A 23373-nucleotide genomic window follows, 5' to 3' on the forward strand; every position below is an offset into this window, starting at 1 on the left:
AGTATTGGGGTGTCGAGTACCGAAGATGAACAGCTGGCGGATTTGAAGGACTGGTGGACGCGCAACGGCAAGCCGCTGGTCACTGGCGGCCTGTTGGCGCTGGTCATCGTGTTCGGCTGGCAGGCCTACCAGAAATACCAGAGCAACCAGTCGCAAGGCGCCTCGGTGCTCTACCAGCAATTGCTGGAAACCACCCTGACCCCGGACGGCAAGCCTGACGCGGCCCGCGTGGCGGACCTGGCCGGCAAGCTGGACAAGGAATTCGCTGGCACCGCCTACGCCCAATACGGTCGCCTGTTCGTGGCCAAGGTGGCGGTGGACAGCGGCAAGCTGGACGACGCGGCCACCGAGCTCAAAGGTATCGTCGACAAACCGGCCAACCCGACCCTGGGTGAAGTGGCGCGTCAGCGCCTGGCGCAGGTGCTGGCGGCACAGAACAAGACCGAAGACGCCTTGAAGCTGCTCGACGGTGATGCCGACAAGGCGTTCCTGGCGACCCGCGAAGAACTCAAGGGCGACCTGCTGGTACAACTGGGCCGTGCCGATGAGGCCCATGCGGCCTACCAAAAAGCCAAGGCTGCGCTGTCGGATGAAGCCGCAGTCGGTGGCCTGCAAATCAAGCTGGACGACCTGGCCAAAGGGGATGCGTGACGTGATCCGTTGGAAACATGCAGCATTGCTGGCTCTGGCCATTCTGGCCGCGGGTTGCAGCAGCAACAGCAAGAAAGAACTGCCTCCGGCCGAACTGACCGACTTCAAAGAAGAAGTCGTGCTGCAGAAGCAATGGAGCCGTTCCATCGGCGATGGCCAGGGCGAAACCTACAACATGCTGGTGCCGGCCATTGACGGCGACACCATCTATGCAGGTGATGTCACGGGCGTCGTGATGGCGATGGACCGCACCAACGGTGACGTCAAATGGAAGAAAGATCTTGAGCTGCCTGTTTCCGGCGCCGTTGGCGTGGGTTACGGCCTGGTCATGATCGGCACGCTCAAGGGGGAGATTGTCGCCCTGGACGCGAGCAATGGTGAAGAGAAATGGCGCGCCCGCGTGACCAGTGAAGTGCTCGCACCGCCGGCCACCAACGGTGACGTGGTGGTGGTCCAGACCCAGGACGACCGTCTGATCGGCCTGGATGCCGCTACTGGCAACCAACGCTGGTTGTACGACAGCACCCCGGCGGTACTGACCCTGCGCGGTACCAGCGCGCCGATCGTCACCAACCGCCTGGCGGTGGCTGGCTTGTCGACCGGTAAAGTGGTGGCCCTGGATATTTCCAACGGCGTGCCGGTCTGGGAACAGCGCGTAGCGATTCCGCAAGGTCGTTCCGAGCTGGAGCGTGTGGTCGACATCGACGGCGGCTTGCTGCTGTCTGGCGGCACACTGTACGTCGCCAGCTACCAGGGCCGCGTTGCAGCATTGGACCTGGAAAGCGGTCGTCCGCTGTGGCAGCGCGATGCGTCCAGCTACGCCGGTGTCGCCCAAGGCTTTGGCAGCGTCTACGTGAGCCTGTCCTCGGGCACCGTCGAAGGCGTTGACGAGCGTTCCACCACCGCCTTGTGGAGCAACGACTCCCTGGCCCGCCGTCAACTGTCAGCCCCGGAAGTGTTCTCCAGCTACGTCGCAGTGGGTGACCTGGAAGGTTACCTGCACCTGCTCAGCCAGGTGGACGGTCGTTTCGTCGGCCGTGAGCGCATCGACAGCGACGGCCTGCGTGCCCGTCCGCTGGTGGTGGGCAACATGATCTATGTGTATGGCAACAGCGGCAAACTGGAAGCCCTGACCATCAAGTAAGACTATGCTTGGGGCTAATCCCCCAAGCGGCCTTGTTCACAAGGTTTGCAGGGCTTGCACAGACTGCCCCGAGCACCAGCCGCTGCCTCGCAGCGGCTTTTGTATTTTCTGAAATAACGAAGTGGAGAGCCGCATGGTTCCCGTAATCGCCCTGGTGGGCCGACCGAACGTCGGCAAGTCCACCTTGTTCAACCGCCTGACCAGGACTCGCGACGCCATTGTCGGCGACTTGTCCGGTCTGACCCGTGATCGCCAATACGGTGAGGCCAAGTGGCAAGGGCGTACCTATATTCTGGTCGACACCGGCGGCATCTCCGGTGATGAACACGGCATGGACGAAAAAATGGCCGAGCAGTCGTTGCTCGCCATTGAAGAAGCCGATGTGGTGCTGTTCCTGGTAGACGCCAAGGCCGGTTTTACCGCCGCCGACCAGATGATCGCCGAGCATTTGCGCAAGCGTAACAAGCGTTCCTACGTGGTCGCCAACAAGGTCGACAACATCGACCCGGACATGGCCCGCGCCGAATTCGCACCGTTGGGCATGGGCCAGGCGATCCCGATCGCCGGTGCCCACGGTCGTGGCATCACCCAGATGCTGGAAATCGCCCTGGCTGATTTCCCCAAGGACGACGCAGAAGAACCGGAAGACGGCGAGGAAGAGATCGTTGCCGAAGGCGAGGAAGCCAAGCGCATTCCGGGTCCAAGCGAAAAAGACGGGATCAAGATCGCGATCATCGGCCGCCCGAACGTGGGCAAGTCGACGCTGGTCAACCGCATGCTCGGCGAAGACCGGGTCATCGTCTACGACCAGCCCGGCACCACCCGCGACAGCATCTACATTCCCTTCGAGCGTAACGAAGAGAAGTACACGCTGATCGACACCGCCGGTGTGCGCAAGCGCGGCAAGATCCACGAAGAAGTTGAAAAGTTCTCTGTGGTCAAGACCCTGCAGGCGATCAAAGACGCCAACGTGGTGATCTTCGTGATGGACGCCCGCGAAGGCGTGGTCGATCACGACCTGAACCTGCTGGGCTTCGCCCTGGAAGCTGGTCGTGCGCTGGTCATCGCGATCAACAAGTGGGACGGCATGACGCCGAGCGAACGGGACTTTGTGAAGATCGAATTGCAGCGTCGCCTGTTCTTCGTCGACTTCGCCGACATCCACTTCATCTCGGCTCTGCACGGCACGGGCGTGGGCAACCTCTACGCTTCGGTGCAGAACTCGTTCAAGTCGGCGGTGACCCGCTGGCCGACCAACCGCCTCACCCAGATCCTCGAAGATGCGGTCGGCGAGCACGCGCCACCGATGGTCAACAACCGTCGGATCAAGCTGCGCTACGCCCACTTGGGCGGTGCCAACCCGCCGATTATCGTGATCCACGGTAACCAGATCGAGAAGGTGCCCAAGTCGTACGTTCGTTACCTGGAGAACACCTACCGTCGCGTCCTGAAGCTGGTCGGCACGCCGATCCGCATCGAGTTCAAGGGCGGCGAGAACCCGTACGAAGGCAACAAGAACACGCTCACCGACCGCCAGGTCAACAAGAAGCGCCGCTTGATGTCGCACCACAAGAAGGCCGACAAGAAGCGCCGCGACAAGCGCTGATCCAGTCTTCTCTCAGGACCGCTTTTGTGGCGAGGGAGCTTGCTCCCGCTGGGCTGCGCAGCAGCCCCAAAGATGTACCTGCCACCGCAGTGCATCAGATGAAACCCAGGGGCTGCTTCGCAGCCCAGCGGGAGCAAGCTCCCTCGCCACAGAGTTTTCCTGCGATTCGGTGACAAGAAAAGGGTGCCCTTGGTGGCACCCTTTTTCATGCCCGGCGATTGGGCTATCCTCGAGCTCTCCCGCGCCGCACCAGAGCCGGGTGCAGAGCAGGGACACTCCATGATCACCAGCAAGTTGCCGAATGTCGGCATCACTATTTTCACCCAGATGTCCCAGCTCGCCGCGCAGACGGGCGCGCTGAACCTGTCCCAGGGATTTCCCGATTTCGATGGCCCGCAGGCCTTGCGCGATGCGGTCGGCCGACACATTGCCCAAGGCCATAACCAGTATTCGCCCATGACCGGCCTGCCGGCGCTGCGCCAGCAGATCGCAGCGAAAATCGCCCGCAGCTATGGCGCCAGTGTCGATGCCGATCAGGAAGTCACCGTGACCCCCGGCGCGACCCAGGCGATTTTCTGTGCCATCGCGGCGGTGGTCCACAGCGGCGACGAAGTGATCGTCTTCGATCCCAGCTACGACAGCTATGAGCCTGCCGTGCAATTGGCCGGTGGACATTGCGTGCACGTGCCACTGGGTCTGGATGACTTCGCCATCGACTTCGAGAAGCTCGGCGAAGCCCTGAGCCCGCGTACGCGCATGATCATTCTCAACTCGCCGCACAACCCCAGCGGTGCCCTGATCAGCCGCGCCGAGCTGGATCAGTTGGCGGCGCTGATTCGCGATCGTGACATCTACCTGGTCAGCGACGAGGTCTACGAACACCTGGTGTTCGACGGCGTCGCCCACGCCAGTGTCCTGGCCCATGAAGAGCTGTACCGTCGCGCCTTCGTGGTCAGTTCGTTCGGCAAGACCTACCACGTCACTGGCTGGAAAACCGGCTACGTGGTGGCGCCAGCGGCCCTGACGGCGGAACTGCGCAAGGTGCACCAGTACGTCAGCTTCTGCGGCGTGACGCCGTTGCAGTACGCCCTGGCTGATTACATGGCCGAGCATCCGGAACACGTCGATGAACTGCCGGACTTCTACCAGGCCAAGCGCGACCTGTTCTGCGATCTGCTGGCCCCATCGCGGTTCAGCTTCAAGCGCGTGACCGGTACTTATTTCCAGTTGGTGGACTATTCGCAGATTCGCCCGGACCTGAATGACGTCGACATGGCCGTGTGGATGACCCGCGAGCATGGTGTGGCGACGATTCCGATCTCGGTGTTCTACCAGCATCCACCACAAGGCCAGCGCCTGGTGCGCCTGTGCTTTGCCAAACGCGAGGAGACGCTGCGCGAAGCGGCGGAAAAACTATGCGTGATCTGAGCACGTTGCCGGACCTCGACATTGCCCTGGTCCAGACCACCCTGGCCTGGCACGACCGTCGGGCCAACCTGGAACATTTCGACGCGCTGCTGGAGCAGGCGCGCGGGGCTGACCTGATCATCCTGCCAGAGATGTTCACCACAGGATTTTCCATGGAATCCGAGACCCTGGCGGAGCCGGAGAACGGCCCGACGCGCCAATGGCTCAAGGCCCAGGCGGCGAAGCTGGGCGCGGTGATTACCGGCAGTGTGATCATCCAGGCCGCGGACGGCAGCCATCGCAATCGCCTGCTCTGGGCGCGGCCGGATGGAGAAGTGCTGCATTACGACAAGCGCCATCTGTTTCGCATGGCGGGGGAGCACAACCACTACACCCCGGGTGAGCGACAGGTGCTGTTCGAGCTCAAGGGCTGGCGGATTCGTCCGCTGATTTGCTACGACCTGCGCTTCCCGGTCTGGAGCCGCGACGCCGAGGACACCGACCTGCTGCTGTACACCGCCAACTGGCCCGGGGCGCGGCGTCTGCACTGGAACCGGCTGTTGCCGGCCCGGGCGATCGAGAACCTGTGCTACGTGGCGGCGGTAAACCGTGTTGGCACCGACGGCAAGGGCTTCGCCTATACCGGTGACAGCCAGGTATTGGATTTCCAGGGCGAGAGCTTGCTCAGCGCCGGCGAAGCGGATGGTGTGTTCAAGGTGTGCTTGAACGCAGCGGACCTGGCGGCGTATCGCACGCGGTTTCCGGCGAACCTGGATGCCGATTCGTTCGAATTCATCTAACTGAAACGTTTCAACCCTTCAGGAACGGTGTTGCGTGCCGATAACCGGTCAGCCAAGGAGAAGTCCCTATGACCAGTATCAGCGCAACCACCGTCAACCCTTATCCATTGTCAGCCCCTAAAGTCTCCATCCGCGGCGCGGAAGAAGAGAAAGCGGTCAGTCCAGTGGCATCGACTGACAGCAGCGAAGACAAGGACAAGAAACTGGAAGTCGACACTAGCGGCGCAAACGTCGCCGGTGCGGGTGCCGAGGCGGGTGGCGACATCATCGAACAGCTGAAGAAGCAGATCGAACAGGCCGAGAAACTACTGGCCCAGCAGCAAGCGCAACTGGCCCGCGTGCAGAAGAGCCAGGCCAGCGAAGAGCAGAAAGCCCAGCAGGCCATGGCCCTCCAGACCCAGATCATGGGCACCCAGGCAATGCTGCAAACCCTGCGGGCGTCGCTGTTGCAGGCGATGACCATCTCGATCGATACCCATGCCTGATATTTGGGTTGCCTGACAGGCCGCTATCGCGAGCAAGCTCGCTCCCATAGGGGGCAGCGCCGCTATCCAAATGTGGGAGCGAGCTTGCTCGCGATGAGGCCCTACCAGACCACGCAAAACCATCAGCCAAACAAAAAGGCCCCAGGGTTCACACCCCAGGGCCTTTTTGCATTTCAGCCGAACGATCAGGCCGCTTTGGCTTCCGGCTGGCTCAGGGAGCGGTTCAGTGCACTGAACAGCGCCTTGAAGCTGGCGGTGGTGATGTTTTCATCGATGCCAACGCCGTGCACCGCACGCTCGCCGTTGACCCGCAGTTCGATGTACGCCGCCGCCTTGGCATTGGTGCCAGCGCCAATGGCGTGTTCGTTGTAGTCCATGATCTCCACCGGAATTGGCAGGCCGGCCACCAGCGCTTCCAGCGCGCCGTTGCCCTTGCCGCGCCAGTGCAGGTTGGTCTCGCCCTGGCCCTTGCTCGCCACTTCCACTTCCACGGCGCTGTTGCCGTTTTCTTCCTGCAGGCGATGGCTGACCAGCGCGTACGGAGTGTTGGCTTGCAGGTATTCACGCTGCAGCAAGGCGTGGATCTGCTGGGCAGTCATTTCCAGGCCCAGGCGATCGGTTTCGCGCTGTACCACCTGGCTGAATTCGATCTGCATGCGACGCGGCAGGCTGATGCCGTATTCCTGCTCCAGCAGGTAGGCGATGCCGCCCTTGCCCGACTGGCTGTTGACGCGAATCACCGCCTCGTAGCTGCGGCCAATGTCGGCCGGGTCGATCGGCAGGTATGGCACTTCCCACAGACCGTCCGATTTCTGCTGGGCGAAGCCCTTGCGGATGGCGTCCTGGTGCGAGCCGGAGAACGCGGTGTGGACCAGGTCGCCAACGTACGGATGACGCGGGTGCACCGGGATCTGGTTGCATTCCTCGACCACTTTGCGCACGCCGTCGATGTCGGAGAAGTCCAGCCCGGGGTTGATGCCCTGGGTGTAGAGGTTCAGCGCCACGGTTACCAGGTCGACGTTACCGGTGCGTTCGCCGTTGCCGAACAGGCAGCCTTCGACACGGTCGGCGCCGGCCATCAGGCCCAGCTCTGTAGCGGCCACGCCGGTGCCACGGTCGTTGTGGGTGTGCAGGCTGATCAGCACGCTGTCACGACGGGTGATGTTGCGGTGGAACCACTCGATCTGGTCGGCGTAGATGTTCGGCGTGGCGACTTCCACGGTGGCCGGCAGGTTGAGGATCACCTTGCGCTCTGGCGTCGGGTTCCAGACTTCGATCACTGCGTCGCAGACTTCCTTGGCGAATTCCAGCTCAGTGGCGCTGAAAGTCTCTGGCGAATACTCGAACTGCCACTGGGTTTCCGGCTGCTGCGCGGCGTATTTGACGAACAGCTTGGCCGCGTTCACCGCGATTTCCTTCACGCCTTCCTTGTCCTGGTTGAACACGATGCGGCGGAACGACGGGCAGGTGGCGTTGTACAGGTGGACGATGGCCTTTTTTGCGCCGCGCAGGGATTCGAATGTGCGCGCGATCAGGTCTTCACGGGCCTGGGTCAGCACCTGGATGGTGGTGTCGTCCGGGATGTGGCCTTCTTCGATGAGGGTACGCACGAAGTCGAAGTCGGTTTGCGAAGCGGCTGGGAACGATGCTTCGATTTCCTTCACGCCCACCGCGACGAGGGTTTTCCAGAAGCGCAGCTTCTTGACCGCGTCCATCGGCTCGATCAGCGACTGGTTGCCGTCGCGCAGGTCGGAGCTGCACCAGATCGGCGCGGCGGTGATGGTCTTCGACGGCCAGGTGCGGTCCGGCAGGTTGATGGTCGGGAAAGCACGGTATTTGGAAGACGGGTCTTTGAGCATGCTCATGGGGAAATCCTTATTGTCGTGGCCGGAAAAAGGCGGCCTGCCGGTGGTTCGATGGGGGTGGCTTCACAGCCGGGACGAGGTGCCGCGATTCAGCCCGGCAGTCGTGCGCTGACGAGGCACAGGCTGCGGTGCTGGCGAAGCTGAATGAGGGTGTGAGAGGTTTTCATGCCTTCAACCCTAACCGCGTGGGGAGAGGATCGCAAGCAGTCGGAAAAAATTGAGAGAAGTTCTGCTTTTTGGTTGGTTTGCGAGATTTAATCGCGCATGTGTCAGGTATGAATGGCAGAAATTGCGTCGATGTTTTGAGCTTGGCAATTCGCGGGAGGGTGGTGATGCGGCTGCCGTCATCGCGAGCAAGCTCGCTCCCACAGGGGGGCAGCGCCGCTATCCAAATGTGGGAGCGAGCTTGCTCGCGATGAGGCCAGTAGCGTCTCTATCCATTCAAGGCTGGAAAGCCCCGATGAAAATCGCCGGATCCACCCGCGCATCGTTCAGGCTGATGTTCCAGTGCATATGCGGCCCGGTCGCCCGGCCGGTGGCGCCGACCTTGCCCACCACGGTGCCCCGGGCGAGTTGCTGGCCGACCTTCACGTCGATTTTCGACATGTGGCAGAACATGCTGATGAAGCCCTGGCCATGGTCGACGAACACGGTGTTGCCATTGAAGAAGTAATTACCGGTGAGGATCACCTTGCCGGCGGCCGGAGTCTTGATCGGCGTGCCGGCGGGCACGGCGAAGTCCAGGCCGGCGTGGGGGTTGCGTTCTTCGCCGTTGAAGAAGCGGCGCACGCCGAACTTGCTCGACAGCGGGCCGTTGACCGGTTTGTCCAGCAACAGGTTGCTGGGGATGTTCGGGCTGAAGCTGCGGTAGGCCTTCAATTGCACCGCCAGTTCGGCGTCGATGCGCTTGAGGTCCGCCGGGTTCGGGTTGACCTGGCGTTTGTTCGCCAGGGTGATGTGTTGCTCGGGGTACTTCTTGTAGCCGACCACGAACGGCTGGGTGCCGCCGCCACTGCTGATCTGTTGCGTGCCGGGCTGCACCGTCAGCGGGATGCCAACAATCGCCAGCCAGTTGTCCTGTTCCTTGACCACCAGCACCGGCTTGCCCTGGTAACTGGCTTTCGGTGCCTTGGCGGCGCTGCCCAGGTCCACCACGGCCACGCCGCCGGGTACCGGTTTGTTCAGCAGGCGGGTGATGTAACTGTCGGCGTGGGCGTTGAAGGCCAGGCACAGCAAGAGCAAGGGGGCGAGATATCGCGGCATGAATCAATCCAGTAAAGAAAGGGTGACCGGCGTCAGGTGATTGTCTTCGACCCGCACCAGCAATTCGCCTTCGCCGAGCTTGGCGGTCAGGCGCTGGCCGGTCTGGGTTTGCCCGGCACTGCGGATCGCCTGGCCGCGTTCGTCGAGCAAAATGCTGTAGCCCCGGCCGAGGGTCGCCAGGGGGCTGACGATGTGCAGCGTCTGCATCTGGTTGTGCAATTGCACGCGGCGGGTTTTCAGGCCTTCGCGCATGGCCCGGGGCAGGCGTTCGGCCAGGCTGTCCAGGCGCTGGCGCAGCAAGGCCAGTTGCCGGCCCGGATGTTGCCCGGCCAGGCGGGTTTCCAGGCGGATCAGGCGTTCGCGGCGGGTATTGAGGCTGCGTTCGAACGCCCGGCGCATGCGCATGTCCAGGTCGTCGAGGCGCTGGGCTTGCTGGCGCAGGCGTTCGCCGGGGTGGCGCAGGCGTCGGGTGAGGCCTTCGAGGCGCAGTTGATCGCGCATCAGCCGGTCGCGCATGCGCATCACCAGCCGGCGATGCAGGCTTTCGACCCGACGTACCAGGTCGCCGGCATCCGGGGCCAGCAGTTCGGCGGCGGCGGACGGGGTCGGGGCGCGCACGTCGGCGACGAAATCGCTGATGGACACGTCGGTTTCATGGCCCACGGCGCTGACGATTGGCGTGACGCAGGCATCCACCGCCCGGGCCACGGCTTCTTCGTTGAAGCACCACAAATCTTCCAGCGAACCGCCGCCCCGGGCCAGGATCAGCGCATCGAAACCACGGGCGTCGGCCAGCTTCAGGGCGCGGACGATTTGTGCGGTAGCTTCGCGACCTTGCACGGCGGTGGGGATCAGCGTCAGGGCGATCTGCGGCGCGCGGCGGCGGAACACGCTGATGATGTCGCGGATCACCGCGCCCGTGGGCGAACTGATAATGCCAATGCGTTGCGGATGGGCCGGCAACGGCACCTTGCGCTCGGCACTGAACAGGCCTTCGGCACTGAGTTTTTCCTTCAAGGCATCGAAGGCCAGGCGCAGCGCGCCATCGCCGGCCGGCTCGACGGTGTCGAGGATCAGCTGATAATCGCCACGGCCTTCGAACAGCGAGACCTTGCCGCGCACTTTCACCGCCAGCCCGTCCTTCAAGGCCTGGCGCACCCGCGCGGCATTCTGCCGGAACAGCGCGCAACGCACCTGGGCGCCACTGTCCTTGAGGGTGAAGTACACATGGCCGGAGGCCGGGCGGGCGAGGTTGGAGATTTCGCCCTCGACCCAGATGTTGCTGAACACGTCTTCAAGCAACACCCGCGCACGGCCGTTGAGCTGGCTGACAGTCAGGACCTCGCGGTCCAGGCCCAGTCGGGCAAAGGGATCTTTAATCATGGGCGGCATAATAAGGGGATTCGCCGATGGTGTGCAGACAATTAGACCGGGTTGCCTGCATCGCGAGCAAGCTCGCACACAGGAGATCTATGTCGCACCGAAGATCAAATGCGGGAGCGAGCTTGCTCGCGATAGCGATAGGCCAATCACCACAAATGCTGGAAGTAATCCCCCGGATCTGGCTAAAGTCCCCGCTCTCCTCAGCAAGGAAGTGCCGGATGAATCTTCTCCCGTGGTTGGGTCAGTGGGCATTTGCCCCCATGGAATGGCTGGTGATCGGCTCGGCCATTGCCCTGGCCTACATCGTCTTCGGCATTGCCGGGTTCGGCACGGCGCTGGTGGCCGCGCCCATCCTGCTGTTGTTCATGCCGCTGTCGAAAATCGTCCCGCTACTGGTCTTGCTCGATTTCGTCGCGGCCTTCGGCAACTTGCTGCCCTCGCGCCGAGATGTGTCCCGGCCGGAGCTGCTGCGGTTGTTGCCGTGCATGGCGCTGGGCTGCACCCTCGGGGTGGTTTTCCTGCTCAACCTCAAGTCCGACCTGTTGTTGCTGCTGATGGGGGTGTTCATCAGTTGCTATGCGATCTACAGCCTGCTGATCAAGACCCGGCCGACACAGTTGTCAGCGCGGTGGGCGGTTCCGATGGGCACGGTGGGTGGGATGTTCGGCGCGTTGTTTGGCAGTGGCGGCTTTTTATATGCCATCTACCTGAACAGTCGCTTGCCCAAGGACGCGGCCCGAGCCACGCAAAGTGCCCTGATCAGTTGCAGCACCGTGGTGCGCCTGAGCCTGTTTATCGTGGCCGGGGTCTATGCCGAGCTACCCTTGTTGGTACTGGCGCTGTGTTTGTTGCCGGCCATGGCGCTGGGGTTGTGGGTAGGGCGTCGCTTGACCATGAAGATGTCGCGAGAGGCATTCGTGCGGCTGGTCACCTGGCTGGTGCTTGCCAGCGGCCTCGCGTTGATCGGGCGCTACCTGAGTGCTTGACCTGGCCCCGCCAGGGATTAAGCTGCCGGCCTTCGATCAGACCCTGCCAGGGAAACAGCCAGGCCTCGCCATGAACTCGCAAAGTATCATCGTTCCGAAAATTTCCACCCTGCCGGTCCACGAGCCTCGGGCCCGGGCGATCGTGCGCTGGCTGGTGCGCAAGAATATCGTCGAAGAACAACTGACCACCTGCGGGCGCACCGGCAATCGCATGGCCCACGCCATCGCCCCCGGTGCCCGTGAGGTGGTCTTGCATCCCGAAGCCTTGCCGTTCGGTGAGGCGATCAATGGCCTGGAGATCATCACCAAGCGCTGCATCTATACACCGGCCAAGGGCTTTCTCGAAGAGGCCGGTTGCGCCGAGTGCCGCAAGGAAGTCGGCGAAGCGCTGTTCGAAAGTCTGGAAGACTGGATGCCGGCGCGCACCGACAACTTCACTTGCCCTGAATGCGCTCATGAAGACGACATCAACGGCTTCCTGTTCCTGCAGCCCTGCGGCTTTTCCAACCTGGGGTTCATCTTCAACAATTGGCTGGAGGCGGGGTTCAAGCAGGACTTTCTCGATGAATTCGCCGATTGGCTCGACCAACCGGTGAGTTGGGTGAAGGTGGAGTTGTAGCGTGAGGAAATAGGCAATCCCTGTGGCGAGGGAGCTTGCTCCCGCTGGGCTGCGAAGCGGCCCCAAGATGTTTGCGGTCGCTGCGCAACCGAGCGGGAGCAAGCTCCCTCGCCACGGGTTCGGTGTATGGCCGGAGTGCAATTATTAGCCCCGTCAATCAGCCCGGCAATAATAGACAGAGTTTTACATTGAGCCAGACGGGGTCCATGAGTATAATGGCGCGCTTCCATTTTCCCGCTCGGGAGCCCCCGCGATGCTGCGTATCAGCCAAGAAGCTCTGACCTTCGACGACATTCTCCTAGTGCCCGGTTATTCCGAAGTACTGCCTAACGAAGTCAGTCTCAAAACCCGTCTCACCCGTGGCATCGAACTGAATATCCCCCTGGTTTCCGCCGCCATGGACACCGTGACCGAAGCCCGTCTGGCCATTGCCATGGCCCAGGAAGGTGGTATCGGTATCATCCACAAGAACATGACCATCGAACAGCAGGCCGCCGAAGTGCGCAAGGTCAAGCGGTTCGAGGCTGGCGTGGTCAAGGATCCGATCACCATCGAGGCTGACGCCACGGTCCGGGATCTGTTCGAACTGACCCGCATGCACAACATCTCCGGCGTTCCGGTGCTGCACGATGGCGACCTGGTCGGCATCGTCACCTCCCGCGACGTGCGTTTCGAGAACCGCCTGGATGCCACCGTCCGCCAAGTGATGACGCCTAAAGAGCGCCTGGTCACGGTCAAGGAAGGCACCAACAAGGACGAAGTCCGCGAGTTGCTGCACAAGCACCGCATCGAGCGCGTGCTGATCGTCGACGACAAATTCGCCCTCAAGGGCATGATGACCGTCAACGACATCGAAAAAGCCAAGGCCTACCCGCTGGCCAGCAAGGACGACCAAGGTCGTCTGCGCGTCGGCGCTGCGGTCGGCACCGGCAAGGACACCGGTGACCGTGTCGCCGCCCTGGTCAGTGCCGGTGTTGACGTGGTGGTGGTCGACACCGCCCACGGCCACTCCAAAGGCGTGATCGACCGCGTTCGCTGGGTCAAGCAGAACTTCCCTGAAGTGCAGGTGATTGGCGGCAACATCGCCACCGGCGCTGCGGCCAAGGCCCTGGCCGAAGCCGGCGCCGACGCGGTCAAGGTCGGTATCGGCCCTGGCTCGATCTGCACCACCCGTATCGTTGCCGGTGTCGGCGTGCCGCAGATCAGCGCCATCGCCAACGTCGCCGCCGCCCTTGAAGGCACCGGCGTGCCGTTGATCGCCGACGGCGGTATCCGTTTCTCCGGTGACCTGTCCAAGGCCATCGTAGCCGGTGCCTCCTGCGTGATGATGGGTTCGATGTTTGCCGGTACCGAAGAAGCACCAGGCGAGATCGAGCTGTTCCAGGGCCGTAGCTACAAGGCTTATCGCGGCATGGGTTCGCTGGGCGCCATGTCCCAGGCCCAGGGCTCTTCCGACCGTTACTTCCAGGACTCCTCCGCGGGTGCCGAGAAGCTGGTGCCGGAAGGCATCGAAGGTCGCGTGCCGTACAAAGGCACCCTGAGCGCCATCATCCATCAACTGATGGGCGGCCTGCGTTCTTCCATGGGCTACACCGGCAGCGCCAACATCGAAGAGATGCGCACCAAGCCTGAATTCGTGCGTATCACCGGCGCTGGCATGGCCGAGTCCCATGTCCACGACGTGCAGATCACCAAGGAAGCGCCGAACTACCGCGTAGGTTAAGGCCTTCAGCAAAACGTTAATCACCGGGGCTGTTCATTCAGCCCCGAGTTGTTTCTGATTCACTACATGAGAATGAGTCATGGCCCTCGACATTCACGCTCACCGCATCCTGATCCTCGACTTCGGTTCCCAGTACACCCAGCTGATCGCCCGCCGCGTGCGTGAAATCGGTGTGTACTGCGAATTGCATCCGTTCGACATGGATGATGAAGCGATTCGCGAATTCGCGCCTAAAGGCGTCATCCTCGCCGGCGGCCCCGAGTCCGTGCACGAAGCCGACAGCCCGCGCTGCCCGCAAGCCGTGTTCGACCTGGGCGTGCCCGTCTTCGGTATCTGCTACGGCATGCAGACCATGGCTGAACAGCTGGGCGGCAAGGTCGAAGGTTCGGACCTGCGTGAGTTCGGTTATGCCCGCGTTGACGTAGTCGGCAAGAGCCGCCTGTTGGACGGTATCGAGGATCACGTCGACGCCGACGGCCTGTTCGGCCTGGACGTGTGGATGAGCCACGGTGACAAGGTCACCAGGATGCCGGAAGACTTCCACATCCTGGCCAGCACCCCGAGCTGCCCGATTGCCGGCATGTTCAACGATGATCGCCGTTACTACGGCGTGCAGTTCCACCCTGAAGTGACCCACACCAAGCAGGGCGGTCGCATCCTGTCGCGCTTCATCCTCGACATCTGCGAGTGTGAAGCCCTGTGGACCCCGTCGAAAATCGCTGAAGACGCCATTGCCCAAGTCCGTGCTCAAGTCGGTACTGACAACGTGCTGCTGGGCCTGTCCGGCGGTGTGGACTCCTCGGTGGTTGCCGCGTTGCTGCACAAGGCCATCGGCGACCAACTGACCTGCGTCTTCGTCGACAACGGCCTGCTGCGCCTGCACGAAGGCGAGCAAGTGATGGCCATGTTCGCCGAGAACATGGGCGTCAAGGTGATCCGCGCCAACGCCGAAGAGCAGTTCCTGAACAACCTGGCCGGCGAGTCCGACCCGGAGAAGAAGCGCAAGATCATCGGCCGTACCTTCATCGACGTGTTCGATGCCCAGTCCAACAAGCTGGACAACATCAAGTACCTGGCCCAGGGCACCATCTACCCCGACGTGATCGAGTCGGCCGGCGCCAAGAGCGGCAAGGCCCACGTGATCAAGTCCCACCACAACGTCGGTGGCCTGCCGGAAGAGATGAACCTCAAGCTGGTCGAGCCGCTGCGCGAACTGTTCAAGGACGAAGTGCGTCGCCTGGGTCTTGAGCTGGGCCTGCCGTACGACATGGTCTACCGTCACCCATTCCCGGGCCCGGGCCTGGGCGTGCGGATCCTCGGTGAAGTGAAGAAGGAATACGCCGACCTGCTGCGTCGCGCCGACCACATCTTCATCGAAGAACTGCGCAAGGCCGACTGGTACCACAAGGTCAGCCAGGCGTTCGTGGTGTTCCAACCGGTGAAATCGGTGGGCGTGGTTGGCGATGGCCGTCGTTACGCCTGGGTCGTGGCCCTGCGTGCCGTGGAAACCATCGACTTCATGACCGCGCGCTGGGCACACCTGCCGTACGAGCTGCTGGAAACCGTTTCCGGGCGCATCATCAACGAAATCGAAGGCATCTCCCGCGTCACTTATGACGTGTCGAGCAAGCCGCCGGCGACGATTGAGTGGGAGTGAGGTTGACTCTCAACTATTTGATTTTATTGTAAAAAATAAGAACGGATAGTGATGTTCGCTACAGCATCAATGGCGTTTTCAATGGCGCACATCGTACGTATGTGAGAGCGCTACATCGATACCATGTCCCGGATAAGGAGTGCCGACATGGTATCGAGAACGCTGCTCTGCAAATGGCTCTATACAGGCCTTCTTCTAGACGGTTCAGGGATCGAATGAAAACTTCTTTGGCGTTTCCATTAGCAATCACTTTCGCGCTTGTCATGACCGGCTGCAGCAGCCGTCAGGCGGGTGACCTTACTTCAGAGCCGGTCGTTCCACTGGCCATGAATGACCATCAAGCCAGCGTGACTTTCCGCACCATAGGCGGCGAGGGTGATCGTCCTGTCAGTTACACGTACGAGGATGCCAATACTGGACTTGTGAGTGCGGGTGAGCGGGTTTATGACTCTGCTTACTTCAAGCGCATACCGGCTTATCTGAAGAAAATCGCCGGTGGTACTGACAGCATCAGTAAGCTGGTCGAGTCGGATAAAACGGTGTACGTGAAAGGCGAGGTCAAGGACAAACCGTTTACCTTTAACGGTATTCCCATGCCGACGCCGTTTGACAAGGAGCAACCTGTTGCGCAGCAATTTACGCCGCAAGCCAAGAAGAATTACCTGGTTGAAACCGTGATCGCCGACACTTGGGTCATGACCGTGTACGAAGTCTCCGCAACGGGTGAACGCAAAACCATTGGTGTTCCAAAAAAAGATGCCGGCGCAAACTGACCGTGCAGGGATCTTTATGATCGTTATGTTCGAGTTGGAATGATGGCGCGGCCGGCGCTGACCGGTAGCCACTAGCGAGAAACACCCTGAAGCCCGCTTGCCCTCGGCGAGATCACCGCTGAGCACATCGACGAAATCTTCGAGACCAATGTGAAGGGCTTGATCTTCACGGTGCAGAAGGCCCCGCCGCTGATGGGCGAGGGCGGTTCGATCATCCTGACCGGATCCAGTGCGGGCACCACAGGCGCCCCGGCATTCAGCGTCTACAGCGCGAGCAAGGCGGCAGTGCGCAACCTCGCGCGGACTTGGGCAGAGGACCTGAAGGGCAGCGGCATCCGAGTGAACGTGCTGTCGCCCGGGCCGACGGCGACCGAACTGGCGAAGGCGGCGCTGGGTGAGGAAGGCATGAAGGTCTTCGCCTCGATGAATCCGCTCCAGCGCATGGCCGATCCGGCGGAGATCGGAGCAGTGGCCGCCTTTCTCGCATCGCCGGACAGCAGCTTCATGACCGCCAGCGAGGTCGCCGCCGACGGTGGCCTGGCGCAAATCTGACTCGTTACGCCCCATTCGATAGGTCGGAGCCTGTAAGACGTGGTAACCCATTTGGTGTGTGCAAGTGATGGGACTTGAAAGGCCCGCGTCATTGCCAGCCAAACACAAAACCGTGGCGAGGGAGCTTGCTCCCGCTGGGGTGCGAAGCGCCCCCAATCCAAGCTGACGGGGATCGGCCTGACACCCCGCGCTGACGGCTTTGGGCTGCAGCGCATCCCAGCATAGTCACCTTTCGCTACGATTCCCCGCCTCAACGGCACTGAGAAATGCTTACCATCTGTGGCGGTACCCAACGGGTATTTCGCCGGCATGGCGCGGAGTGCTGTCGCAATGTCCGCGAACCACTCCGTACCAAAGCTGCTGCCGAGCAAATGTGGCCGCTAAATGCTGGCGTTTGAAACCGATCTGTTTGGTTGTCATTTGACAACCTGACAGATCATGCGAATACTGGAGATCACGGATGACTCGTCCAACGCACCCGAAGAAAGAAATCGAAGAAACGCTTAGGTATGCCGAAGGGCAAGGGTGGCGCGTAGACATTGGCGGCAGTCACGCCTGGGGGCGGGTTTATTGCCCGTACAAAGAGGTGGAATGCCGTTGTGGCGAGTTCTGTATCACTTCGATATGGAGCACGCCGAAGAGCCCTGGCAACCATGCGCGAGCCTTGCGACGCGTTGTGGACAATTGCACTGCGCATCGCAACCGACACGACGTTGATGGCGATGCTGAGGAATAGAACAATGGAATATATTTTTACCTTGAAATATCAGCTTGCTGACGACGGTTGTGCCATGGATGAACTGGTCGAGCGGCTGGGAGAAGCGGGCTGCGACGACGCCCTGGTCGGTATCGGGCAGCCGGGGCGTCTGGCGCTTGAGTTCACTCGCGAGGCGCCTGATGCGGTCAAGGCAGTGCTTAGCGCTCTGGCCGACGTCCATCGCGCGGTGCCGTCGGCCAAATTGATCGAGGTTGCGCCTGATTTGGTCGGGCTGACCGACGTTGCTGAGATCGTAGGTGTGTCTCGGCAGAACATGCGCAAGCTGATGTTGGCTCATCCAGGCAGCTTCCCGACGCCGGTGCATGAGGGCAGTACATCTATCTGGCATTTGGCAGACGTTCTGGGTTGGCTGCAGGCCAGGGGCAGCTATTCGCTTACCAAGGACGTGTTGGATGTGGCCCAGGTGGCGCTGCAGGTCAACGTTGCGAAAGAAGGCCGACGGTTGCCTGGTATGGCTTGCGAAGAGTTGGACGCTTTGGTTGGGTGACAGCTTTGGGGAGTCGCTGAATAGAGACTCCGACAACATGGACGTGTTGTAAGCGAATAAGGAATACGTCGCACCGAACAGGCATGTTCAGCCTCTTCCTCAGTTTTGACGAGCCGGTTGTCGAAAATAATCGTTTTTGTGCGAGACTATGGTTATCTAATCGTTTCTGTACAGTCTTAACCGTTAGCTGACAAGATCAGGCGCACGCCCTCATTTCTAAATCCCTAAAAGTCGTCTTGTCCGCGGAGGCCCTTTATGACCGATTTGCCCGCAGACCCGATAGGCGCCGCCTGGCTGGCCCAAACCTATGGCGTACAGCCTCTGGGGCGGCTACCCGTGACGAGCCAAGTGGGCGGGCGACGCGCAACTCAAGTCAACGACGGCTTCCGTCTGGAAACCTACACGGAGGCGATGCGACCGAATAAGGAGCCTGCCGCGCATCTGCAGTTCCATCTGCGTCATGAAGTCCCCCATCTGGAGTTCCTTGCCCGTCTGTTCGAGAATACGGGGCCTGGTTTCGTCCAAGACTGGATTGCGGTCGAGCCGACTGGGCAGTATGCGCGTCGTGCTGCGTTTCTGTATGAATGGCTGACCGGAAACACTTTGGTCGTGCCCGAACGCCTGGGTGGCAATTACGTCGATGCGATTGACGAAGCCAAGCTGGTGTCGGCATCCCGCGACCAGGTGGTGAAGGTGCAGCGCTGGCGGGTAAATGACAACCTGCCCGGCACGCGCGAATTCTGCCCCTGCGTGATCAAGACCGAGGCGGTAATGCGTGCGGTCGGACTGGACGTCCCACGCTTGTTCGGTGAACTGACGGACGAGTTCGGCGAGGATCTGCTGATGCGGTCGGCGGTCTGGATGACGTTACGCGAGAGCAAGGCCAGCTTCGCCATCGAAGGCGAGGCCGACCGGGTAGGGCGGGTGCAACGCTTTGCGGACGTGATGGCTCGTCGTACAGGGCAGGGTACGGTCCCGTTGAGCAATGCCGCACTGGCAGAGTTGCAGCAGGAAATTCTCGGTGATCGGACGACGATCACCCACTTCGGCGTGCGCCAGTCACCGGTTTTTGTCGGTGAAACGGTGCGCTACCAGGAGGTCGTACATTACGTCGCCCCTGCGGCCGATGAGATCGGTGCGATGCTTGAAGGGCTTAGGGTGTTCCTCGAAAGGACGCAAGGCCAGTCGTCGGTGATGCGCAGCGCCGTTGCAGCCTTTGGTTTCGTCTATATCCACCCACTCGCTGATGGTAACGGCCGTGTACACCGGTTTTTGGTCAACGACGTACTGCGACGCGACGGCGTGATCCCGGATCCTGTGATTCTGCCGATCTCAGCGGTTATTACAGATGATGCGGGCGAGCGTCGCGGCTACGACCGAGTGCTGGACCAGGTGTCCAGGCCGCTGATGCAGGCCGTACGCGAGCGAGTAGTCTTCGAGCCCCGGCAGACGACCTATCCAGATGGTGTCGTGTCGAACTTCTCTTTTCAGGGCGCTGACCAGGCCCGCCCGCTGTGGCGTTATCCGGACCTCGGACCTCATACCGTGTTCCTGGCCAATATCATTGGCCGGACGTTGACCGAGCAGATGCGCGAAGAGTCTCGTTACCTGCGCAGCCACACGCGCGCGCGCGCGATGCTGAAGGAGGTGGTCGAGATGCCCGATCAACAGGCAGATCGGGTGCTGCGCTCAATCGAGCAAAATCGCGGTGAGTTGAGCAATGTGCTTGCCAAGGAAATGCCCGTGCTGCAACAGGTCGGGGTGTGGGCCGAAATCGTTGATGTCGTCTCGCGGGCGTTTGCGGAGGACGGTGGAGTGGGTGCTGGCGTGATTGATCGATATCGCCCGGGAAAGCCCGTCGACCGCTGAAGCCCTTCATGCAGCTTCCCCGTCACCTTTCGCTACGATTGCCGTCTCAGCGGGCACCGAGACACGCTTATCATCGAACGGTATGGCCTGCGGATAGTGCGGCCATTCGAAATTAGTGCGGTTGTCATTTGACAACCTTACTGGTCGTGCGAATACTGGAGATCACGGATGATTCGTCCAACGCATCCGAAGAAAGAAATTGAAGAAACGCTTAGGTATGCCGAAGGGCAAGGGTGGCGCGTAGACGTTGGCGGCAGTCACGCCTGGGGGCGGGTTTATTGCCCGTACAAAGAGGTGGAATGCCGTTGTGGCGAGTTCTGTATCACTTCGATATGGAGCACGCCGAAGAGCCCTGGCAACCATGCGCGAGCCTTGCGACGCGTTGTGGACAATTGCACTGCGCATCGCAACCGACACGACGTTGATGGCGATGCTGAGGAATAGAACAATGGAATATATTTTTACCTTGAAATATCAGCTTGCTGACGACGGTTGTGCCATGGATGAACTGGTCGAGCGGCTGGGAGAAGCGGGCTGCGACGACGCCCTGGTCGGTATCGGGCAGCCGGGGCGTCTGGCGCTTGAGTTCACTCGCGAGGCGCCTGATGCGGTCAAGGCAGTGCTTAGCGCTCTGGCCGACGTCCATCGCGCGGTGCCGTCGGCCAAATTGATCGAGGTTGCGCCTGATTTGGTCGGGCTGACCGACGTTGCTGAGATCGTAGGTGTGTCTCGGCAGAACATGCGCAAGCTGATGTTGGCTCATCCAGGCAGCTTCCCGACGCCGGTGCATGAGGGCAGTACATCTATCTGGCATTTGGCAGACGTTCTGGGTTGGCTGCAGGCCAGGGGCAGCTATTCGCTTACCAAGGACGTGTTGGATGTGGCCCAGGTGGCGCTGCAGGTCAACGTTGCTAAAGAAGGCCGACGGTTGCCTGGTATGGCTTGCGAAGAGTGGGACGCTTTGGTTGGATGACAGTGTTGGGGAGTCGCTGAAGTGGGGTTTCGATAACATGGGAGTGATTAACCCCCCAGCACTGACCTGCGCCCACTAGCGTGCAGTACTAGGTTCGGACGACCGTAGGAAAGGGTTTTAGCCCATGCCAAAAGGCTGGCTTAGGCATTAGGAAGTTGTGCTTAAATGCCAACCTCTCCACCGTTGCTCTTGGCTTGTCCACGTTTGTCCGTCGCTCTCTGCAAGTGAATGCGCAAAGCTGTCGGCCGCTCACAACAAGACTGCAAACTTCCATCCCAAGAACACCGTGCCGACAAACTCAGAAACGGTGTCACTGCCCTTATGTTCAAACGCATCCTGTCCGCTCTGAGCGGCAAGAAATCCAGCACGTCGACACCGGTTTCTTCTGCGCACACTGACGCGCCGCCGCCTCAGCCGGACGAGGGTGAATTGATTACGGTCTACGACAGCTACGGTCGTGAGATGCAGATCACCCGCAACGAGTGGCGCAACAATGTCTTCCTGCCAAACCTGCGAGAGAAATGGAATTCTGCCGACGAGCTCTACAGCCTGATTATCTCGGGTTTGAATGATGGCTTTGTCGCTGACTTGATTCCGGCCGCGGCACAACTGGTCGAGATCGACAGCAATCCCGAGCGCAGCCATGTCATCCAGGGCATTGTGCTGCTGGAGAACGGTCAACTCGATGCCGCCGAAAACGCGCTGCGCACGGGGATGGCGAAAGTGGGCGCGACAGGCACCTTGCTGACCAACCTGGCCAAGGTCTTCAGCGAGCGAGGTGAACCGGCGCTTGCCGATGAAACGCTTTGGCACGCGATCCAGGCTGACCCGAATCAAGAGAATGGCCTGCTGTGGTGGGCGGCCATTCAGCGGGAAAGGGCCGGCGAGGCGGGTTATGTCGAGGCGCTGCGTACCGTGGCTGCGTTGCCCGGCAGTTGGCGTGCGCCCTTGTGGTTGGCGCGTCATTGCCTGGAACAGAAAGACGTCGAGTCGGCACGCGGGTTTTACACGCAGGTGCTGACGGCGGGTACGTTCGACGGCAGCGCGCTGATGATGATCTCGGGCGACTTGGGTAACAACGGCCAGATTCCACTGATCATCGAGTTGGTCGAGCCCGTCTACGATGAGCACAAACACGACCCCATGGCCGGTATCAACTTGCTGCGCGCCTATCAGGAGCTTGGCCAAGCGGCCGAAGGCGAGGCGCTGCTCGCTCGCCTGTATGCCCTGGGTTTTGCGCCGATCAAAAGCCAGCTCGACCAGTTTGCCCAAGCCTTCCAGCAAATGCACAAGCAGGGCGCCCAAGGCGTGCCGGTGGATCCTGAAAACCTGCAGTTCGCGACGTTGGCATTGAGCCAGCCGATCTGGCACTACGGTTTGCGCAACGCCGACTGGTTCTTCGCGCAGAAACCGGAAGGGGCATCGGAAATCGGTTTCTTCGCATTGTCCAAAAGCACAGACGAGGTAGAACGCGCCGAGTCGCAACGGGAGGATGAACTGGGGCGCTTCTCGCGCGCGATTCCTCTATACCTGGCCGAAGCCGTGCACTACTGGAGCGACCATGTAGGCACGTGTTATATCCAAATCGTGGAAGGCGGCGGCCCGGTGTTATCCGGGAGCGAAGCCGACGGCCAAGCACTTTTCGATATCGTGCCGCCGACGATGAAGTCCTTCATCACCGGCGAGATCGGCTGTTCGGGCGATGGTGATCAAGCCCAATGGCAGCTTTCCCTGAGCCTCTGGGACTGCGCGACCCGCTCCCGGCAAACTACCGAAAGCGGCAGCGCGGTGAAGGCCGGCATCGGCGCTCTGGTACTCGACCTTGAGCAGCGCTTGCTTGCCCGCATTGGCCTGAGGCGCGAGACGCCCGTGGATTCGTTCTACCTGCATCCCACCGCCGAAGCCCTGCCGGTCTACCTGACCGAGCTGGGCCAGGCCTTCATGTTGACGCTGCTGGCGAACGGGCGCATGCCTAAATCCGCGATGTGGGGGGAGCGTGCCATGCTCGACTGGCCGCTGAACATGGCCCTTCATTGGCCCACGGTGGAAGTCGCCAAGCTGATGTACATCTCCGGGTTGGGCAAGGCCCACGATTACCAGTCGGACGTACTCGCCGAATACAAGGAGCGCAGCCTGCAGTGGCTGCGCGAGTTGGAGCAGGCGGGCAACCCTGCATCGCGCTTGGCGCCGTTGATATGGAAGGTGTTCGGTATGCAGGCGGAGCTACAGGCTTACCTGCGCCACCTGCCTGAGGATACCAGTGCTGCGCACAAGGCCTGGCTGGAGCGGGTGAGCGAGGCTTAATGATCGACAAGTCGCTTGGAGACGGCCCAGGCGACTGACGGCATGGGC

At 61.2% G+C, this 23373-nt stretch carries 20 protein-coding genes and 1 pseudogene; 18 read left to right on the forward strand and 3 right to left on the reverse strand.

Annotated features, from left to right (window positions below):
• Positions 1-9: 9 nt before the first annotated feature.
• From LOY50_RS05005 to LOY50_RS05030, 6 genes are all read left to right on the forward strand, one after another.
• Complete coding sequence (locus tag LOY50_RS05005) at positions 10-651, forward strand: tetratricopeptide repeat protein (protein ID WP_253471743.1); 642 nt, start codon at positions 10-12, stop codon at positions 649-651.
• Positions 644-1795, forward strand: coding sequence for an outer membrane protein assembly factor BamB (gene bamB, locus LOY50_RS05010; RefSeq protein ID WP_214511317.1), 1152 nt, complete (start codon positions 644-646; stop codon positions 1793-1795). Before LOY50_RS05005 ends, bamB begins: the two co-directional genes overlap by 8 nt.
• A 133-nt stretch (positions 1796-1928) precedes the next feature.
• Entirely contained in the window at positions 1929-3401 is a 1473-nt protein-coding gene (der, locus tag LOY50_RS05015) for a ribosome biogenesis GTPase Der (protein WP_053178266.1), read from the forward strand.
• Between the two features lie 279 nt (positions 3402-3680).
• Positions 3681-4829, forward strand: a complete 1149-nt coding sequence (locus LOY50_RS05020; protein WP_258690403.1) for a pyridoxal phosphate-dependent aminotransferase — start codon at positions 3681-3683, stop codon at positions 4827-4829.
• Positions 4817-5608: an amidohydrolase gene (locus tag LOY50_RS05025; protein ID WP_253471748.1), complete on the forward strand. Its 792-nt coding sequence runs from the start codon at positions 4817-4819 to the stop codon at positions 5606-5608. The genes LOY50_RS05020 and LOY50_RS05025 overlap by 13 nt, the downstream gene beginning before the upstream one ends.
• 68 nt (positions 5609-5676) lie before the next feature.
• Positions 5677-6093: a hypothetical protein gene (locus LOY50_RS05030; protein WP_253471750.1), complete on the forward strand. Its 417-nt coding sequence runs from the start codon at positions 5677-5679 to the stop codon at positions 6091-6093.
• Positions 6094-6278: 185 nt separating this feature from the next.
• On the opposite strand, the gene leuA is transcribed toward LOY50_RS05030, so the two are convergent.
• From leuA to xseA, 3 genes are all read right to left on the reverse strand, one after another.
• Positions 6279-7958: a 2-isopropylmalate synthase gene (gene leuA / locus LOY50_RS05035; RefSeq protein ID WP_024616419.1), complete on the reverse strand. Its 1680-nt coding sequence runs from the start codon at positions 7956-7958 to the stop codon at positions 6279-6281.
• 441 nt (positions 7959-8399) lie between these two features.
• On the reverse strand, positions 8400-9221 hold the full coding sequence (locus LOY50_RS05040) for a peptidoglycan DD-metalloendopeptidase family protein (RefSeq protein ID WP_253471752.1): 822 nt from the start codon (positions 9219-9221) through the stop codon (positions 8400-8402).
• A gap of 3 nt (positions 9222-9224) precedes the next feature.
• The gene (xseA, locus tag LOY50_RS05045) at positions 9225-10604 is read right to left on the reverse strand and encodes an exodeoxyribonuclease VII large subunit (protein ID WP_024616421.1); all 1380 of its coding nucleotides are present in this window, start codon (positions 10602-10604) and stop codon (positions 9225-9227) included.
• A gap of 218 nt (positions 10605-10822) precedes the next feature.
• On the opposite strand from xseA, the gene LOY50_RS05050 reads away from it, so the two are divergent.
• From LOY50_RS05050 to LOY50_RS05105, 12 genes and pseudogenes are all read left to right on the forward strand, one after another.
• Complete coding sequence (locus tag LOY50_RS05050) at positions 10823-11590, forward strand: sulfite exporter TauE/SafE family protein (RefSeq protein ID WP_258690404.1); 768 nt, start codon at positions 10823-10825, stop codon at positions 11588-11590.
• A gap of 70 nt (positions 11591-11660) precedes the next feature.
• On the forward strand, positions 11661-12209 hold the full coding sequence (locus LOY50_RS05055) for a sugar ABC transporter ATPase (RefSeq protein WP_214511323.1): 549 nt from the start codon (positions 11661-11663) through the stop codon (positions 12207-12209).
• Between the two features lie 253 nt (positions 12210-12462).
• Entirely contained in the window at positions 12463-13932 is a 1470-nt protein-coding gene (gene guaB / locus LOY50_RS05060) for an IMP dehydrogenase (protein ID WP_024616424.1), read from the forward strand.
• A 79-nt stretch (positions 13933-14011) separates the two neighbouring features.
• Positions 14012-15589: a glutamine-hydrolyzing GMP synthase gene (guaA, locus tag LOY50_RS05065; protein WP_003198041.1), complete on the forward strand. Its 1578-nt coding sequence runs from the start codon at positions 14012-14014 to the stop codon at positions 15587-15589.
• Positions 15590-15804: 215 nt separating this feature from the next.
• A complete protein-coding gene (locus tag LOY50_RS05070) occupies positions 15805-16362 on the forward strand; it encodes a hypothetical protein (protein ID WP_214511324.1) in 558 nt (185 codons plus the stop codon).
• A 90-nt stretch (positions 16363-16452) separates the two neighbouring features.
• Positions 16453-16914: pseudogene (locus LOY50_RS05075) on the forward strand (SDR family NAD(P)-dependent oxidoreductase); the annotation flags it as partial.
• Between the two features lie 460 nt (positions 16915-17374).
• Positions 17375-17650 (forward strand): hypothetical protein, encoded by a 276-nt coding sequence (locus LOY50_RS05080; protein ID WP_258690405.1) that lies wholly within the window; start codon positions 17375-17377, stop codon positions 17648-17650.
• Positions 17651-17654: 4 nt separating this feature from the next.
• Positions 17655-18179, forward strand: a complete 525-nt coding sequence (locus LOY50_RS05085; RefSeq protein ID WP_258690406.1) for an AlpA family transcriptional regulator — start codon at positions 17655-17657, stop codon at positions 18177-18179.
• A 255-nt stretch (positions 18180-18434) separates the two neighbouring features.
• The gene (locus LOY50_RS05090) at positions 18435-20048 is read left to right on the forward strand and encodes a Fic family protein (protein ID WP_258690407.1); all 1614 of its coding nucleotides are present in this window, start codon (positions 18435-18437) and stop codon (positions 20046-20048) included.
• Positions 20049-20216: 168 nt separating this feature from the next.
• Positions 20217-20492, forward strand: coding sequence for a hypothetical protein (locus tag LOY50_RS05095; RefSeq protein ID WP_258690408.1), 276 nt, complete (start codon positions 20217-20219; stop codon positions 20490-20492).
• Positions 20493-20496: 4 nt separating this feature from the next.
• Complete coding sequence (locus LOY50_RS05100) at positions 20497-21021, forward strand: AlpA family transcriptional regulator (RefSeq protein ID WP_253471762.1); 525 nt, start codon at positions 20497-20499, stop codon at positions 21019-21021.
• Between the two features lie 321 nt (positions 21022-21342).
• Positions 21343-23325: a lipopolysaccharide assembly protein LapB gene (locus LOY50_RS05105; RefSeq protein WP_258690409.1), complete on the forward strand. Its 1983-nt coding sequence runs from the start codon at positions 21343-21345 to the stop codon at positions 23323-23325.
• Positions 23326-23373: the final 48 nt, after the last annotated feature.

The sequence above is a fragment of the Pseudomonas sp. B21-010 genome (genome assembly GCF_024749325.1).
Taxonomy (GTDB): domain Bacteria; phylum Pseudomonadota; class Gammaproteobacteria; order Pseudomonadales; family Pseudomonadaceae; genus Aquipseudomonas; species Aquipseudomonas kilonensis.